This window comes from Bacillus sp. SIMBA_154, assembly GCF_046536015.1.
GTDB lineage: Bacteria > Bacillota > Bacilli > Bacillales > Bacillaceae > Bacillus > Bacillus pumilus_P.
On sequence record NZ_JAWJBV010000001.1, the window covers coordinates 176688 to 192904 of the forward strand.

The window sequence follows — 16217 nt, forward strand, 5'->3', positions numbered from 1 at the left end:
CTGTAGGAGGAAAAAGTAATGGAACTGCTCTTTTTAGGAACAGGTGCAGGCATTCCTGCAAAAACAAGAAACGTCACTTGCACAGCGCTAAAGCTCTTAGAAGAGAGAAAAGCAGTGTGGCTTTTTGATTGCGGAGAAGCGACGCAGCATCAAATATTACATACAACGATTAAACCGAGAAAGATTGAGAAAATATTTATCACTCATATGCATGGTGATCATGTATACGGTCTCCCAGGACTGCTTGGCAGCAGGTCCTTTCAAGGTGGAGAGGATGAACTAACGATCTATGGGCCTAAGGGGATCAAAGCGTTTGTAAACGCTGCACTTTCAGCTACACAAACGCATTTGACATATCCGCTGCATATCATAGAAATAGATGAAGGAGTCGTATTTGAGGATGATACCTTTCAAGTAGAAGCAAGACGGGTGTCGCACGGTATCCCAGCTTACGGTTATCGGGTTGTAGAAAAAGATGTACCTGGTGCATTAAAAGCCGAAGACCTAAAAGAAATCGGAGTAAAACCTGGACCTTTGTATCAGAAGTTAAAAAACGGGGAAACCGTGACACTCGAAGATGGCAGAATCATTGACGGAACCGATTATTTGGAACCCCCTAAAAAAGGGAGGATTGTTGCATTTTCAGGAGATACTCGTTTGTGCGAGAATATAACAAGGCTTGCCAAGAATGCGGATGTGTTAGTCCATGAGGCAACATTCGGTAAAGAAGATGCAGAATTAGCCTACAATTATTATCACAGCACGACAGAACAGGCAGCGAAAACAGCGCAGGAAGCAGGCGCAAAAAGACTAATTTTGACCCATATTAGTGCAAGGTACCAAGGGGAAGAGGCACTGAAACAACTGTTGAAAGAAGCCCGCGATATATTCCCGCTGACAGAAGCTGCACATGATTTCTCTTCTTTTACTATTGACCGCACCCTGTAAAAATTGGATGAATCGTTAAAAATAGTTGTGTGATTTTTTTGATATTTATGATGACGCTCTTTTTCAGGTAGTGGTAAAATGGTGAAGAAAAAACAAATGACATATCAAACTATGAAGAATACGGGAGGCACAATCAAAGATGAGCGGTTTTACAGCGTTAAGTGAAGCAGAATTGAATGACCTTTATTTGGCACTACAAAATGAGTATGAAACGTACAAAAGTAAAAACTTACACTTAGACATGTCTAGAGGTAAGCCTTCGCCAAAACAGCTTGATTTGTCTATGGGCATGCTCGATGTTGTGACATCAAGGGATGTGATGACAGCTGAGGATGGCACAGATGTGCGAAACTATGGCGGCTTGACAGGCCTTCCTGAAACGAAGAAATTTTTTGCAGATGTGCTCAATCTGACGCCAGAACAAATCATCATTGGCGGTAATTCCAGCCTGAATATGATGCATGATACGATTGCCCGTGCCATGACTCACGGCGTATACGGCAGTAAAACACCTTGGGGAGAACTGCCAAAGGTAAAATTCCTTGCACCAAGTCCAGGGTATGACCGTCATTTTGCCATTTGTGAGCTATTTAACATAGAGATGATCACGGTAGACATGAAGGCTGATGGACCTGACATGGATCAGGTGGAAAAATGGGTCGCAGAAGATGAAGCCATTAAGGGCATTTGGTGTGTACCGAAATATAGCAACCCAGATGGCATAACGTATTCAGATGAGGTCGTTGACCGCCTTGCTTCAATGAAAACAAAAGCAGACGACTTCCGTATCTTTTGGGATGATGCCTATGCAGTCCACCATCTAACAGATACACCTGATACATTAAAAGATATTTTTCAAGCAGTAGAGGAAGCAGGGCACCCAAACCGTGTGTTTATGTTTGCGTCTACTTCTAAAATTACATTCCCAGGTTCAGGTGTTGCACTGATGGCGTCTAGTCAAAACAATGTGAGCTTCACTCAGAAGCAATTAGCAGTACAAACGATCGGACCAGATAAAATCAATCAATTAAGACACCTTCGTTTCTTCCAGAATCCAGAAGGCTTGAAGGAACATATGAAAAAGCATGCAGCGATCATTAAGCCGAAGTTTGACCTCGTTCTTTCTATCCTTGACGAAAAGCTTGGCGGGAAAGGCATCGCTGAATGGCACAAGCCAAATGGCGGATATTTCATTAGTTTAAATACACTTGATCATTGTGCAAAAGCTGTTGTGCAAAAAGCGAAAGAAGCAGGTGTCACACTGACAGGTGCAGGGGCGACATATCCATATGGAAAAGACCCGCTTGATCGTAATATTCGCATTGCGCCAACGTTCCCAGCACTTGAAGAACTTGAGCAAGCGATTGATATCTTTACGTTATGTGTTCAGCTTGTCAGTATTGAAAAGCTGCTTTCTGAAAAAAGTCAATCTGCCCCAACGGCATAAATCAAAGAAACTCCTTGACTCATGACCGGTCAAGGAGTTTTCAATTTTAATTGGCTGTTTGATAATAGGAGACGGGTTGTTTGGCCGCGCACCATACATCATAGATGGCAAGCTGCACAATGTGCGGTTTATCATGATGAATATAGTGCGAACTGTTCTGCGCCTGAATCCATCCGCTTTGGGATGAAAAAGACAGCATCCGTTTATGAAGCCTAAGCCAAGCTTCATGCGCTGGATGAAACAACCGGCTTTTGCCTGATGAAATGACAAGAAGCGGCATCATCCCATAATGCGTTTGTTCCTCTTTGATCGTGTTCAGCATTTGCTGAAAGTCCTCATGCGTACATTCTGCTGTGAACTGCGCCATATAGGAAGCACGTTCTTCCCTTGATAAAAGCGGCAGAATGACCTGCTCTTGCTCCTCACTTGCTGGGTCTAACAGCACCATGCCGATGACATCTTCTCTTCTGCGGCTTGCCCATAACCGGCTGACAAGAGAACCGAATGAGTGAGCCACAATGAGAAAGGGCGGCTGAATATTGGCTTGTTTTAAAAGCGCATCTAAATCATCTGCAAGGTCATGCAGGGTTCTTCCTTCATCGCTATGACTACTGTTTCCATTTCCTAAACGATCGTATAAGAAAACCCCAAGCTCTGGGTCAATATCACGGGCCATATTTGTCCACGTATCGCCAGACATTCCGTAGCCTGCTTCAAAGATAATGGTCGCTTGCCTTTTGCCTTGACGATGCTTCGTATTAAAGTGATGTCCATCTATATGATACGTTCTTTCAATCATTACCGAGTTCATTCTTCCATCTCCTCTAAGTGGTTCTTTAGCTAAAAGACGGCACAAAAGGCAAAGATGTTTCTCTTAAAAACAAAAAAGATGCCTAATTCAAAAAATAGACACCTTTTTCCTAGATACCTTACCAAGCGCGATCGTATTGACGCGGGGCTTCAATGGATGTACGAAGCTCTTTGGCAGCTGTTTTTGGGAAATAAGGATCCCGTAAAAATTCTCTGCCGATAAAGATCAAGTCAGCACGATGATTTTGTAAAATTTCTTCTGCCTGTACACCAGATGTGATCAAACCGACAGCTCCTGTTTGAATGCCGGCACCTTCTTTTATTTTCTCTGCGAACGTTACTTGGTAGCCAGGGAATGTGCTAATTTTCGCCTGCACGACAGCACCTGAGCTGACATCGATTAAGTCGACACCTTGTTCTTTCAGCCATGTGGCAATGCCAATATAATCAGCAATATCGAGTCCTTTTCTCGTGTAATCAGAAGCGGATACACGGACAAATAAAGGTCCATCCCATACGTCATGGACCGCATCAACGACTTCGCTTAAGAAGCGGTAACGCTTTTCTGGTGAACCGCCATACTCATCTGTTCGTTGATTCGCAAGCGGTGAAAGAAATTCGTTAATTAAATAGCCATGCGCCCCATGAATTTCAATGATGTCAAAGCCAGCTTTTTTTGCCCGGACAGCCGCATCTTGAAACGCCTGAACGGTGTCTTTGATTTGATCGACAGACATCTCTACAGGTGTTTTAGACCGTTCATCAAACGGAATGCTGGATGGTGCAAGGATGTCACCGTCTAGTTCAGCTTTACGTCCTGCATGGGCGAGCTGGATGGCTGTTTTTGTTCCGTATGCTTTGATTTGTTCGTTTAATGAGGCAAATCCTTCAATGTGCTCATCACTCCAAATCCCGAGGTCTTGATCACTAATTCTTCCCTCAGGGGAAACAGCGCTCGCCTCAACCATGATCAGCCCAGCCTGACCTTGCGCGCGGGAAATATAATGTGCAAAGTGGAAAGGCTGTAATTTCCCATCGCGGTCATAGGATGAATACATACACATCGGGGACATCACGATGCGGTTTTTGAGCGTAACACCTTTTAATGTCCAAGGTGAAAAGAGTTTTGTTTCCAAATACCTTCGCCTCCTCATTGAATTGTATAGCCGATTATAACAGCCATTCAAACTTTCGTCATAAAAGGTGCTCAAAGAATATAGCTTTTATATACGTTTTTGTATAATAGAGGGAAAGAGACAACAAAGGGGGAAAACGGATGAAATGGCAAACAGAGAGTGAACTAAAAGAGCTGCTCACAGCTCTGATGCAGTATGAAAGCATATCTGGTACAACAGGAGAAGTAGCGTTAGCGGAATATTTATATTACTTGCTGAAGGAGCGGCCTTATTTTGAGCAGAACCCTGATCATTTGGCTTTGCATCCGATGAAAGATGGCCGGTATTTTTTAACGGCTCTAGTGAAGCGCAGCATGCTGCCACGTACCGTTTTGCTTCTTAGTCATTTTGATGTAGTCGATACAGAGGATTACGGAGAATTTCAAAACATGGCATGTAAGCCAGAAGAGCTGATGGCATCATTTTCGCAAAAAAGTGCGCTTCTTCCAAAGAGGGCAAGAGAGGACCTTGCTTCAGGCGACTGGCTGTTTGGAAGAGGTGCCATGGATATGAAAGCAGGTCTCGCCGTGCAGCTTTCTATGCTGGAAAGAGCGATGACGGAGAGATTTGAAGGAAATGTCCTGCTCGTCACAGTCCCAGATGAAGAGGTGAATTCACAGGGAATGCTGGAGGCTGTCCCTAAGCTAAAAGAGCTCAAGGAGGAGTATGACCTTGATTATACCGCGTGTTTAAATAGTGAGCCGATGTTTGAAAAGTATCCAGGTGATACGCACCAATATATCTATACAGGCAGTATAGGGAAGGTGCTTGCCGGATTTTTTTGCAAAGGGATTGAAACGCATGTAGGAGAGCCATTCTCAGGCTTAAATGCAAATTTTATGGTATCTGAATTAAACCGGTTGTTAGAGCTGAATAGTGATTATTGTGAGGAAGTAGATGGTGAAGTGACACCTCCTCCGACCAATTTGATGCAAAAGGACTTAAAAGAAGCCTATTCCGTTCAAACGCCTCACACGGCTGTTTCTCTATTTAACGTGCTCATGATGAAACGCTCAAGTGAAGAGCTGCACGGGCTTCTCTACGACAATGCGAAACAAGCAGCAGTCCAAATCGAGGCCAATCTTAGACAGAAAACAGCTGAATTTCAGCGCTTTAAACATTTCACCCCGATTGACACGAGCATCACGGTTCTCACGTATCAAGAGCTGTATCAAAAAGCCGCTGAACGATCAGGTACGCAGGAGGTCGAGCGAATTGTCAACTATGCATTCGCGAACCGAGGTGAGCTTGGAGATCGCGACTTTTCAACAAAAATCGTATCAGAGCTGACGACGCTTTGTAAGGAAGAGGGACCGCTGATTGTTCTGTTTTATAGTCCGCCATTTTACCCATCTGTGTCCTCAACGGATGAGCCGCATATCCAGACAGCCTTAAAGAAGATTCAAAGGAAGGCAAAGGAGGTCTATAGGCTTGAAGTAGAGGAAGTGAAATATTTCCCCGGATTGTCTGATTTAAGCTACTTGCAGCTCGAAAAACAGAATGTAGGCGATTACACGACCAACATGCCGCTTTACCAAAAAGGTTATTCATTACCACAAGGAGAAAAGGAGGCTCTTTACGTTCCGGTCATCAACGTTGGTCCATTAGGAAAAGACCCGCACAAATGGACAGAACGGCTGCACGTCCCGTTCTCTTTCGGTATATTGCCGTCATTACTAGAATCAACGATTCATGCTTTATTAGAAAAGAATTAAGCATATGTGATGAAGAGCCCTATCTGGATGATAGGGTTTTTGGCTTTTAAATGAACCTTCCTTCAGCCTAAATAAATAGAGTATGATATTGAAAGAGACTTACATTTATTTGAAGGGGGATTGAGAGAATAAATGGAAACTGGAAAATTAACAAAAACAGAAATCATCACATCGCTTCAGGAGAGTATTCGTGAACTAGAGGAGCTCATGCAGACATGTGATGAGCACACGTTAGATCAATCTATAGGAGAGGGCAAGTGGTCGATCAAACAAATCGCCGGACATTTGTTTGATACAGAAGAAGTCTGGTCAGAGCGAATAGAGCAGGCGATATTAAGTGATCACACGCCTTTTCAATCGTATGATCCTGAAATTTATGTGAAGGAAAGAGCTTATGAATTGTATAATGCTCAGGAGATCAATTCGATGATCAATCGTTTGAAAGAGAGAAGAAGCAAAACGCTTCAGCTATTAGAAAAGGATATATGGGATCAATCAGGTTTGCATCCGGAAGAAGGCGTGATGACAGTTCAAATATTAGCTGAAACCATCGCTTTACATGAAAATCATCATCTGGCTCAAATCAAAGCCATCATGTCAATGAGTGAATCATCTACATGAGGAGGTGTTAATAAATGAAGCATCAAGAATTGTTAATTGATGTGAATTTTTATCAAGCACGTGATTCTCTATTAGAACAAGCCTTCTCTCAAAAAGAACAGAAAGAACCAAAGTGTGAATCACACAGTTCAAATCCAGTCACTAGCGAGAAAAAATAGATGGGCATATGTGAAAAAGCACCTGTCATCAAAACAGGTGCTTTTTCATATCACTTATACGTGCCCGCTGAAAACATGTCGTTTAATTCTGCGGCACGTTTTGTCGCTGTTTTTACACAATCGACAATCGCTTCTTCAAATTGATAGGAAGCTAGTGTGTTCAGTCCGGCTTCTGTCGTTCCGCCTTCGCTTGTGATTTCTTTGCGCAGTTCAGCAGGTTCCTTTCCGCTATCTTGAAGCATATTGGCAGCGCCTGCAATCATTTGGCAAATGAGCAATTTTGCTGTTGCTTGGTCCATCCCAAGTTCAGTAGCGCCTCGCTCCATTCCTTCAATCAAATGATAAATAAAGGCAGGACCGCTGCCTGCGATGGCTGTGACAGCATTTAGCTGTGATTCGTCTAATACCGTCACATGCCCGATCGTTTCAAACAGCTCGACCGCCTTTTTCTTTTGCTCCTCAGTGACTTTATCACTTACGGCAATGCCTGTTGCTGATTGCTGAATCGCCGCTGATGTATTTGGCATCGCGCGAACCACCGCAGTTTTCCCGCCAGCATAGTGTTGAATCGTTTCAATGGAGATACCCGCTAAAATAGAAATGATCAGCTGTCCATTTAAGTAAGGGCGTACCTCGGAAATCCCGCTTTCCGCATCTTTCGGTTTTAAAGCAAATACCAAAATATCCGCTTCTTCATAAATAAAGGAACGAGAGAAATCCGTTTTGATCCCATAACGCACCTTTAATTCGTTTAATCGTTTTTCGTTTGTTTTATTTGTGACAATGATATCTTCATTTGACATGATACCACTTTTTAATAAACCTTTAATCATAGACTCCGCCATCGAGCCTGCACCGATAAATCCAATTTTACTCATAAGCTGCTCCTCCTTGTAGAAAATAAAAAAACCTCTCGCCTGAAAAGGACGAAAGGTTTTTCGCGGTACCACCCTCAATTAGCATGCAAACATGCATACTCAGCTCTAGTCCCTTAACGCGGGAAACGTTTAGGTTTGCCTAACAGCTCAAAGGGCAGGTTCAGCAAATAAGAGGATGGTGAAGTCTTACAGCCGGCGGACCTCACTCTCTTGCATCATTATTTTGCTTACTAATCCTTGTCATCGCGCATCTTATATTTGTTGTTCATTATGCAACGATGGACAAGTTTGTGTCAATAGGGGCAGATAAAAAATTGACCATCCAAACCGCATGACAGTCTGCCCTTTGCAAGCTACAATGAATAAAGAAGACTGAGTTGTAATCATCCATGAGTCAAAAAGCAGGAGATGACGTATAAAAGTGAAAGAAGACATCATTCAATTATCCATCCCTACACCGTTTGCCGTTGGGGATGTGCATGCATATGTATTAAAAGGAGATGCCGTGACCTTAGTGGATTGCGGACCGATGACACAAGAGGCGGAGCATGCCTTTGTCATGCAATTAAAGGAACATCATTTATCGATAGACGATATTGATCAAGTGGTTTTGACCCATCATCATGCAGATCATGTCGGCCTTTTAAATCTGATGAAACCTCATGTCCGTGTGATCGGACACCAGTGGAATGAGCCCTATATTAGTCAAAATTCAGCGTTTAAGCAGCGCCAAATTGACTTTATGGATCGTTTTTTTCAGCAGTTAGGTGTGCCGCTTCGTCAAGGTGAATGTGAAAGAATCGTGAAGCAATCTTATACATATTCTTGTACTGCACATGTAGATGACGTCATAAAAGAAGGCGATCGTTTGAAAGGGCATGAACACTTTTTCGTGATGGAAACACCCGGACATGCACAATCTCACCTTTCCTTCCTAGATGAAACAACGGGGAATTTCATTGGTGGAGACCTTTTGCTGACAACCATTTCCTCAAACCCATTAATGGAAGCGCCGGATGAAGGCAAGGAACGTCAAAAATCGCTGCTTCAATATAAAGCATCACTCAATCGATTATTGGGTTTGCCAATCAAGACCATCTATCCAGGACACGGTCAGCTGATTACGTCCCATCTCGAATTGATTGAAGAACGATTTAAGAAACAAGAAAGACGGGCAAATACGATGTATCAGCTGCTCAAACGAAAAGAAATGACCGCCTTTCATCTTTGCCGCACGCTTTTTCCAGTGCTGTATGAAGAGGCATTATTTTTAACGATGTCTGAGACAGTAGGGCAGCTGGATGTACTCTTAGCGGCTGGACAAATTGAAGAAGTGCAAAAAGACGGAATCCTCTATTACCGAGCAAATTAAGGAGTGAAATGCATGGGGCGATTAACAGGAAAGAGAATATGGATTACAGGCGCATCTGGCGGCCTTGGTGAGAAAATGGCGTACTTGGCAGCAGCAGAAGGCGCAGAAATCATCATTTCAGCAAGACGAATCGAGAAGCTTACAGGTGTGAAAGAAAAGATCATGAGCGCTGGCGGGGTGTGTCACATCGCTCAGCTTGATGTCAGCCAGCTTGAGGACTTTGATCGAGCGTATCAAGAAGTAGGTGCTGTTGATATTTTGGTCAACAATGCCGGCTTTGGTGTATTCGATCTCGTAGAAGATGCGTCCATTGAGGAAATGGTGTCGATGTTTGAGGTGAATGTGTTTGGCTTAATTGCCTGCACGAAAAAGGTCATCCCAGAGATGAAACAAAGAGGGCAGGGGCATATTATCAATATCGCGTCTCAAGCAGGTAAAATTGCCACCCCCAAATCAGCGATTTATTCAGCATCAAAGCACGCCGTCCTCGGATTTTCAAACAGCCTCAGAATGGAGCTGGCAGACTGCGGCATTCACGTCACGACAGTGAACCCAGGACCGATTGCTACAGACTTCTTTACCATCGCAGATCGCAGTGGTGAATATGTGAAGAACGTTGATTTTATGATGCTTAGTGCAGACAAAGTGGCAGGGAAGGTCGTATCAGCTATGATGACGAAAAAAAGAGAAATTAATTTACCAGGCTGGATGAACGCTGGGAGTAAATTGTATCAATTATTCCCGTTTTTATTTGAAAAAGCAGCACGCAAAGCGATGATGAAAAAATAACTCAAAAAAGAAACCGGTCATCAACTGGTTTCTTTTTCTGTTTGATAAGACTTCATGTTATCGGTGCGATAGTCTTTCTATATTCGCCTTGCAGCTTGCTGAAGCGGGTCCCATACACTGTTAAAAGGCGGTGCATAGCTAATATCTAAATCTTCAAGGTCTGTCATGGTCAGCTCTTGGTAAAGGGCAGCTGCCATGACATCGATTCGTTTATCTACACCGTTTCTGCCGATGATTTGGGCACCAAGCAAGGTGTGGTCATCGCTTCTATAAACCAGTTTTACTTTCATTTTCTGCGCATCTGGGTAATATCCAGCGTGATCAGTACTGTCAATGGTGATGGTGGAGAAAGGGATGCTCGCTTCTTTTGCTTCTTTTTCTGATAAGCCCGTTCGTCCCGCTGTCATGTCCATAAATTTCATCACCGCTGTTCCGGTCACGCCTTGAAACGCCCGGTGTGTCCCCGTCATATGAAAGCCTGCGATTCTCCCTTGTTTATTCGCTGTCGTGCCGAGCGGAATATAATCCAGTGCTTTTTTTATGCGGTGATAGGTCGCTGCGCAATCCCCGGCAGCATAGATGTCTTTTACATTGGTCTGCATGTATTCATTCACCGCAATTGCTCCATTTTGAAGTCGATTGATCTCTATGCCGTCTAAAAAGGCTGTTTGCGGAGTGACACCAATGGCGATGATGACCATATCCGTTGCAATGGTCTGTTTGTCTGTTTGAACAGCTGTTACATGTGTCCTGCCCTCTAATTTCTGCACTGTTTCTCCAAGCACCACGTGAATGCCTTGATCGTCTGCTTCTTCTTTAAGATATTTTGCCATATCGGGGTCAAAGCCTGGACCAAGTGTTGCTCCTCGTTGAATGATGTGAACGTCTTTTCCTAGCGCTTTTAAATTTTCTGCCATTTCTAAGCCGATATATCCTCCACCGATGATGGTGATATGTGTGACGTCTTTTTTTAAATGGTCTAAAATCGACAGGGCATGCGGGATTGTTTTTAATACGTGTACGCCTTCTAATGGATGGCTATCTAGATCCAGTGTAACGGGGCTTGCTCCTGTCGCAATTAACAGCCTGTCATACGTTTCTGTAAATGGTTCTTTTGTTTTGGTGTGAATGCCCGACACCGTTTTTTGCTCTGGGTCAATGGATGTCACTTCGTGTAAGCATCTGGCGTCAATTCCATATTTGTCGCGAAAGGTTTCAGCGCTGCGTGCGATGAGCTTTTTGTGATGATCAATGAGACCGCCGATCAAGTAGGGGAGTCCGCACTGTCCATATGAGAAAATCTCTCCTTTTTCAAAAGCCACAATGTGTGCGTCTGGATCCTCTCTATATATTTGCATAGCGCAGCTCATTCCTGCTGCATCTCCGCCAATCATCACATATTTCATTTGGTGTGCTCCCTTCTATCTATCAAACTGAATACTCTTATTTACCCTCATTTTCCTTTTTTTAATGCTTTTTTTCGCAAAAGAAGCAAACTTTAGTTGAAAAATAAAGACAGCGCCTTCATTTTAGGCTACAATCGGATTATCGTCTTTTTGGTTATGAGTTTAGTGAAGATTGGTGGGAAAGACTTTGAGTGACGAACGACTGGATTTTAATACACTATATACACGCCATACGAGAGAGGCCTGGGCAGCTCTTGGGGAATATATGCCGGTATCTGTTTCAGAAGAGGAAGCAAGAGCGCTTCAAGGGTTAAACGACTATTTATCGCTTGAAGAAGTTCGAGATATTTACATACCACTTATTCGTTTTCTGACATTACATGTCTTTGCAGAAAAACAAAAAAACCAGCATGTGAATGCTTTTTTAAACTACCCACATCATGCCAAAATCCCCTTTTTAATTGGGATTGCTGGAAGTGTGGCTGTTGGGAAAAGCACGACTGCGCGTATCATTGAGACTCTTTTATCGAGGCTTGGAGATGGGCTGAAGGTGAGTCTTGTGACAACTGATGGCTTTTTGTATCCCCAAAAAGAGTTAAAAGATCGAGGGCTGATGGAAAAGAAAGGCTTCCCAGAAAGCTATGATGTCAAAGCCCTTCTTTCTTTTTTAAATGAATTGAAGTCAGGTAAACAAACTGTGCATGCCCCGGTGTATTCGCATCTTACCTATGACCGGCTTGATGGGGTGTATGAAACAGTGGAGGATGCAGATATTGTGATCATCGAAGGGATCAATGTGCTGCAATCACCAGCACTTGAAGGTCTGAAGGATGAACCGCGCGTGTTTGTATCAGATTTCTTTGATTTTTCGATTTATGTGGATGCGGCTGAAACGCAAATACAATCTTGGTATAAAGAGCGGTTCCGTTTGCTGCGGGAAACAGCCTTCCAAGACCCTGAATCCTTCTTTCATCAATACAAAGATTTGACGGATAAAGAGGCGGATCAGATGGCAAGCACGATTTGGAATACAGTGAATCGCCCTAACTTATATCAAAATATTTTGCCGACAAAATATCGAGCTGATTTGATTTTGAAAAAAGGCGATCAGCATAAGGTGGAAGAGATCGCCATCCGCCGGGTATAAAGAAAACCGCTCACACATGAGAGCGGTTTTCTTTATGACCTCCACTTACTTTAACAGCCACGGCAGCCGCCGATCGTTTTTTCAGGCGGTAGTATCCGATGAGTAAGAACGGTACACCCGCAATCGTGACAATGGACAGCACTGAAAAAATAGAAAGGGGATGTGCTGCGCCAAAATAGTCAATACACAATCCGCCGGCCCACGGTCCGATGACGCTGCCAAGCTGAGAAAATCCCATTGCGCCAAAGTACGATCCCTTCACTTCAGGCTTTGCAATATTGTCCACAAAGAGATCCATCATTGCAAACAGCAGTACTTCACCAATCGTAAATACGACAATGATGAAAGCAAGCATGCCAAGACTTTGTGAAAAAGAAATGGCAAACAAACTACCGGCAAGAAGAATATTCCCAGTGGTCAACGACAAAATGGTTGAGTAGCGCTTGGCGATCATGATGAGCGGATATTGCACGACAATGACAACGACTGCATTTAAGGATAAAAGATATCCAAACAGCTTAGGGCCATCCTCAATAACAGGAGACGCTGATAAATATTGAGGCAGCGTTGAGCTTAGATGTGAATAGCCAAACGAACATAAGGTAACGCCGATGAGGATAATGCTAAAGACCGTATCTTTTTGGATAATAGAAAGGGCTTTTTTGACGCTGATTTGTTTGATGCTTTCTGGAGCAGCAACTGGATGTTTCTGAAATTGCCATGCCAGCATTAATCCGTATAAAAAGTAAATAAAGGCAGCGACGAGAAACGGAAAGGTTGTTTTCGATGACCCGAGATATAAGCCGAGCAGCGGGCCGAAGATCACACCAATGTTAATGGCTGTATACCGTAAATTAAAAACAAATAATCGTATGCTTGACGGGGTGACATCTGATAAGAGCGCCTTAGATGTTGGCTCAAAAAGTGCACGGCACAGCCCATTTAAAGCGTTCATGATAAAGAAGACCCAAATGGCATCTGCAAATGCAAAGCCAACAAAAACAAGTGCCCAACCGAAGATGGATAGAAGCATGACCTTTTTTCTGCCGATTCGATCAGAAATATAGCCTCCGTAAAAACTCGCAACGATCCCAATAAGAGAGCTAACGGCAATGATTAACCCAGCTGAAGAGGCTGAGGCTCCTTTGACTTGAGTCAAATAAACGGCTAAAAAAGGAATACTCATGGACGTCGCCATTCGGCCAAATATTGTGCCGATGATGATCGTCCAACTAAGTGGATGTAAAGTACGTAAGTTATTTTTCATGCTGTTTCTCCCCTGAGATTGTAAGATGTTCCAATCATACATGAAAAATTGTGCAAATTAAATACACAATTTGATGGAGGAGACATCCGCCTGGCAGAGAAGCTTGAACTGGTCACAAATTCGGAGAGCGTGTTTCTTGTTGACGATGCATTTGAGGCCTTGATGGATATTGATTTTTCAGAAAAAGGAAGCGGATGACTTTCCGCTGATTCGCACTGTCATTTGACGACAATCAATCGAGATCAATGGCGACAATTTGCTGCAAGGACAGGTTTAGAACATCTTCATCATTGACGATTTTCATGCGCTGCGTTTCATAATGAATGGCTTTGACCCAGCCCCAAAACTGCTCTTTCACACCTGAGGAGACATACGTGATGCAAATGGCTTGATCCTCGGTAATCGACTGTGTGATCAAAAAATTCATTTCCTCTAGCTGATCGGTGCTCAGCGGGGGAGGCGTATATTCTTTTTTCTTCCGTTTTTGAACAAGAAGCTGCTCCCGGTGCTCTGGCAGCATCATTCGGCTCGATTCCCACATGATGTTGTATCCAGGTGTTAATTTATTGGGATTCATGGTTGTTTGCCTCCGTTATTTATAATGTCCGCCAATTTTTTCGGCGCGGTGATATGCCTGCCCTGCGCTTGTGAGTGACGAAGCGTGCAGTAATGCAGCAGGACCATACTTCATATGAATCGCATCGAATACTTTGCTGAGTTTGTCTTTCTTAAGATGGTGATCAAATAAAGTCAGCTGATATTGGCTGTCAGACTGCAGCTGTGAGAGAGTAATGCCCACACTGCGGATGGGCTGACCATCCCAGTGCTGCTGGAATAGCTGTATGGCTGCTTCTGCAATATCTGTGCCGTACTGTGTGGGTGAATGAAGCTTGATTTGTCTATGAAATCCTGTCGGATGTGAAAAATCAGCGCCTCTCACGCCGACAGACACCGTTTGCCCAAGATAATGCTTAAAACGTGCACGCCTTGCCACTTCTTCACTCAATTCAATAAGGGCGACTTTGATGTCCTCAAAAGACGCATAATCATGGGGAAGGGTCATATGATGCCCAACGGCTTTTTGCTGATCATGTGTGTGAACGGTGACCGGTGAGGGATCGATCCCTAAAGCTGTTCGCTGCAAGAGCTCCCCATTGATTCCCCAGCGTTTTTGTAGCCGGTCTAATGGATAAGTAGCAAGCGTCCCAATGGTACTGATGCCCATTCGTTTTAAATGATGCTCCATTCGTTTGCCGACGCCAAATAATTTCCCAATCGGAAGCGGCCATAAATCAGCAGCAACCCGGTCTGCACGGAGTTCATAGATGCCAGATGTGTTTTGTTTAGCAAAGTGGTCACAGGCCATTTTAGCGAGCACTTTATTAGGACCGATGCCAATACGGGCGTAAATGCCAGTCTGGTTCATGATGGTGGTTTGTATATTTTCAGCGATCTCGCGCGGAGAGCCGAGTAGTGTCAGACTGCCTGTAATATCGAGAAACTGTTCATCAATTGAATACGGTTCGACAAGGTCTGTGTATTGTTCAAGCAGTTCTGTCATCATGACAGAGACATCAAGATAGCGCTGCATACGTGGACGTACGACCACTGCTTCGGGACATTTCTCCTGTGCTTCCCATAATCTTGATGCATTTTGTACGCCTCGTTTCTTGGCGAGAGGGCAGGCTGCAAGTACGACCCCGCTTCGCCGCTCTGGATCTCCTGAGACAATGAGCGGCACATCCTCCAAATGAGGAGCCTCCACTTTTTCTACTGACGCATAAAATGACTGCATATCCACAAGCAGAATCGCTCGTTCATTCATTGTTTTCACCTCTTAGAACATATGTTCTTATTGTAACCGTCAGGAGGCGAAATTCATACTGGTAAATCATTCAAAGAAAAGAGTGTATATCCATACAAAAAAGACGAAGTGGAAGACACTTCGTCTAATCTGATGCAAAATGAGCATGTTTTCATGCATGTGCCATGTTGTGGGATGTTTGGAGCGGTTCAGAGCGCAAACGATAAGCTGTCAGCTTTTTCTTTGGCTTATGTGTAAACTGCCGCACCACATCCACGTGGTCATCATAATGAAACAAATAAAGGGTCACATCCTGCTTGCCAAGCTTTGTTTGCATTGTAAGCGGCGCCGGCCCTTCATTCGGATGAAGAAAACGCTCTTCGTCACCAGGATAAATATAATAGCGTTCAATAAAGATCGCATCATTAAAATGTTGAATGATTTCAGATTTTTGCTGATCATCGAGCGGACGACCTTGAAAAGTCATATTTGTTTGATCACTTGTTACTTTTGCATGCACCGCATAACGACTAAAAAGGCGTTCAACAACACCGGAAGGCAGCGAAGTGACAAGCAACTTTAACAGACTAAACACAACAAGCGAAGTAACAATCCAAACCAATATCATCATCTCCAATAACATTTGTTACATTTCCTATATGAACCATCTTAACATAACA

16 protein-coding genes and 1 other annotated feature are annotated in these 16217 nt (G+C 43.6%); of the genes, 8 read left to right on the forward strand and 8 right to left on the reverse strand.

Annotation, left to right across the window (positions count from 1 at the left end; all coding sequences use genetic code 11):
- Positions 1 to 18 precede the first annotated feature (18 nt).
- Positions 19 to 948, forward strand: coding sequence for a ribonuclease Z (gene rnz / locus R0K30_RS01005; RefSeq protein ID WP_099726726.1), 930 nt, complete (start codon positions 19 to 21; stop codon positions 946 to 948).
- 139 nt (positions 949 to 1087) lie between these two features.
- On the forward strand, positions 1088 to 2395 hold the full coding sequence (locus tag R0K30_RS01010; protein WP_099726727.1) for an aspartate aminotransferase type Ic: 1308 nt from the start codon (positions 1088 to 1090) through the stop codon (positions 2393 to 2395).
- A gap of 46 nt (positions 2396 to 2441) precedes the next feature.
- On the opposite strand, the gene R0K30_RS01015 is transcribed toward R0K30_RS01010, so the two are convergent.
- Together R0K30_RS01015 and namA are read right to left on the reverse strand one after the other, a co-directional pair.
- Positions 2442 to 3206 (reverse strand): alpha/beta fold hydrolase, encoded by a 765-nt coding sequence (locus tag R0K30_RS01015; protein WP_410608623.1) that lies wholly within the window; start codon positions 3204 to 3206, stop codon positions 2442 to 2444.
- Between the two features lie 118 nt (positions 3207 to 3324).
- Positions 3325 to 4341 carry an NADPH dehydrogenase NamA gene (gene namA, locus R0K30_RS01020; protein WP_410608625.1) on the reverse strand — a complete coding sequence of 339 codons (1017 nt, stop codon included), beginning with the start codon at positions 4339 to 4341 and terminating at the stop codon, positions 3325 to 3327.
- A gap of 140 nt (positions 4342 to 4481) precedes the next feature.
- On the opposite strand from namA, the gene R0K30_RS01025 reads away from it, so the two are divergent.
- From R0K30_RS01025 to R0K30_RS01035, 3 genes are all read left to right on the forward strand, one after another.
- Positions 4482 to 6095 carry a M20/M25/M40 family metallo-hydrolase gene (locus R0K30_RS01025; RefSeq protein ID WP_410608627.1) on the forward strand — a complete coding sequence of 538 codons (1614 nt, stop codon included), beginning with the start codon at positions 4482 to 4484 and terminating at the stop codon, positions 6093 to 6095.
- A gap of 132 nt (positions 6096 to 6227) precedes the next feature.
- Positions 6228 to 6716 (forward strand): DinB family protein, encoded by a 489-nt coding sequence (locus tag R0K30_RS01030; protein ID WP_099726731.1) that lies wholly within the window; start codon positions 6228 to 6230, stop codon positions 6714 to 6716.
- A 14-nt stretch (positions 6717 to 6730) separates the two neighbouring features.
- Positions 6731 to 6874 carry a hypothetical protein gene (locus R0K30_RS01035; RefSeq protein WP_160171269.1) on the forward strand — a complete coding sequence of 48 codons (144 nt, stop codon included), beginning with the start codon at positions 6731 to 6733 and terminating at the stop codon, positions 6872 to 6874.
- 50 nt (positions 6875 to 6924) lie between these two features.
- On the opposite strand, the gene proC is transcribed toward R0K30_RS01035, so the two are convergent.
- Positions 6925 to 7752 (reverse strand): pyrroline-5-carboxylate reductase, encoded by an 828-nt coding sequence (proC, locus tag R0K30_RS01040; RefSeq protein WP_099726732.1) that lies wholly within the window; start codon positions 7750 to 7752, stop codon positions 6925 to 6927.
- 41 nt (positions 7753 to 7793) lie between these two features.
- Positions 7794 to 8005 (reverse strand) — a binding site (T-box leader).
- 168 nt (positions 8006 to 8173) lie between these two features.
- Here proC and R0K30_RS01045 point away from each other — a divergent pair.
- Both R0K30_RS01045 and R0K30_RS01050 read left to right on the forward strand, forming a co-directional pair.
- Positions 8174 to 9124 carry an MBL fold metallo-hydrolase gene (locus R0K30_RS01045; protein WP_230030360.1) on the forward strand — a complete coding sequence of 317 codons (951 nt, stop codon included), beginning with the start codon at positions 8174 to 8176 and terminating at the stop codon, positions 9122 to 9124.
- A gap of 12 nt (positions 9125 to 9136) precedes the next feature.
- Positions 9137 to 9913 (forward strand): SDR family NAD(P)-dependent oxidoreductase, encoded by a 777-nt coding sequence (locus tag R0K30_RS01050; RefSeq protein ID WP_099726734.1) that lies wholly within the window; start codon positions 9137 to 9139, stop codon positions 9911 to 9913.
- Positions 9914 to 9990: 77 nt separating this feature from the next.
- On the opposite strand, the gene R0K30_RS01055 is transcribed toward R0K30_RS01050, so the two are convergent.
- The gene (locus R0K30_RS01055; protein ID WP_230030359.1) at positions 9991 to 11319 is read right to left on the reverse strand and encodes a CoA-disulfide reductase; all 1329 of its coding nucleotides are present in this window, start codon (positions 11317 to 11319) and stop codon (positions 9991 to 9993) included.
- A 187-nt stretch (positions 11320 to 11506) separates the two neighbouring features.
- On the opposite strand from R0K30_RS01055, the gene coaA reads away from it, so the two are divergent.
- Complete coding sequence (gene coaA, locus R0K30_RS01060; RefSeq protein WP_410608632.1) at positions 11507 to 12466, forward strand: type I pantothenate kinase; 960 nt, start codon at positions 11507 to 11509, stop codon at positions 12464 to 12466.
- A 10-nt stretch (positions 12467 to 12476) separates the two neighbouring features.
- Here the strand turns inward: coaA and R0K30_RS01065 are convergent, their stop codons facing one another.
- From R0K30_RS01065 to R0K30_RS01080, 4 genes are all read right to left on the reverse strand, one after another.
- The gene (locus tag R0K30_RS01065) at positions 12477 to 13733 is read right to left on the reverse strand and encodes an MDR family MFS transporter (RefSeq protein ID WP_099726737.1); all 1257 of its coding nucleotides are present in this window, start codon (positions 13731 to 13733) and stop codon (positions 12477 to 12479) included.
- A 232-nt stretch (positions 13734 to 13965) separates the two neighbouring features.
- Positions 13966 to 14310, reverse strand: a complete 345-nt coding sequence (locus R0K30_RS01070) for a YolD-like family protein (protein WP_410608635.1) — start codon at positions 14308 to 14310, stop codon at positions 13966 to 13968.
- Between the two features lie 15 nt (positions 14311 to 14325).
- The gene (locus tag R0K30_RS01075; RefSeq protein WP_249705699.1) at positions 14326 to 15558 is read right to left on the reverse strand and encodes a DNA polymerase IV; all 1233 of its coding nucleotides are present in this window, start codon (positions 15556 to 15558) and stop codon (positions 14326 to 14328) included.
- Positions 15559 to 15709: 151 nt separating this feature from the next.
- On the reverse strand, positions 15710 to 16159 hold the full coding sequence (locus R0K30_RS01080; protein WP_099726740.1) for a YfmQ family protein: 450 nt from the start codon (positions 16157 to 16159) through the stop codon (positions 15710 to 15712).
- Positions 16160 to 16217: the final 58 nt, after the last annotated feature.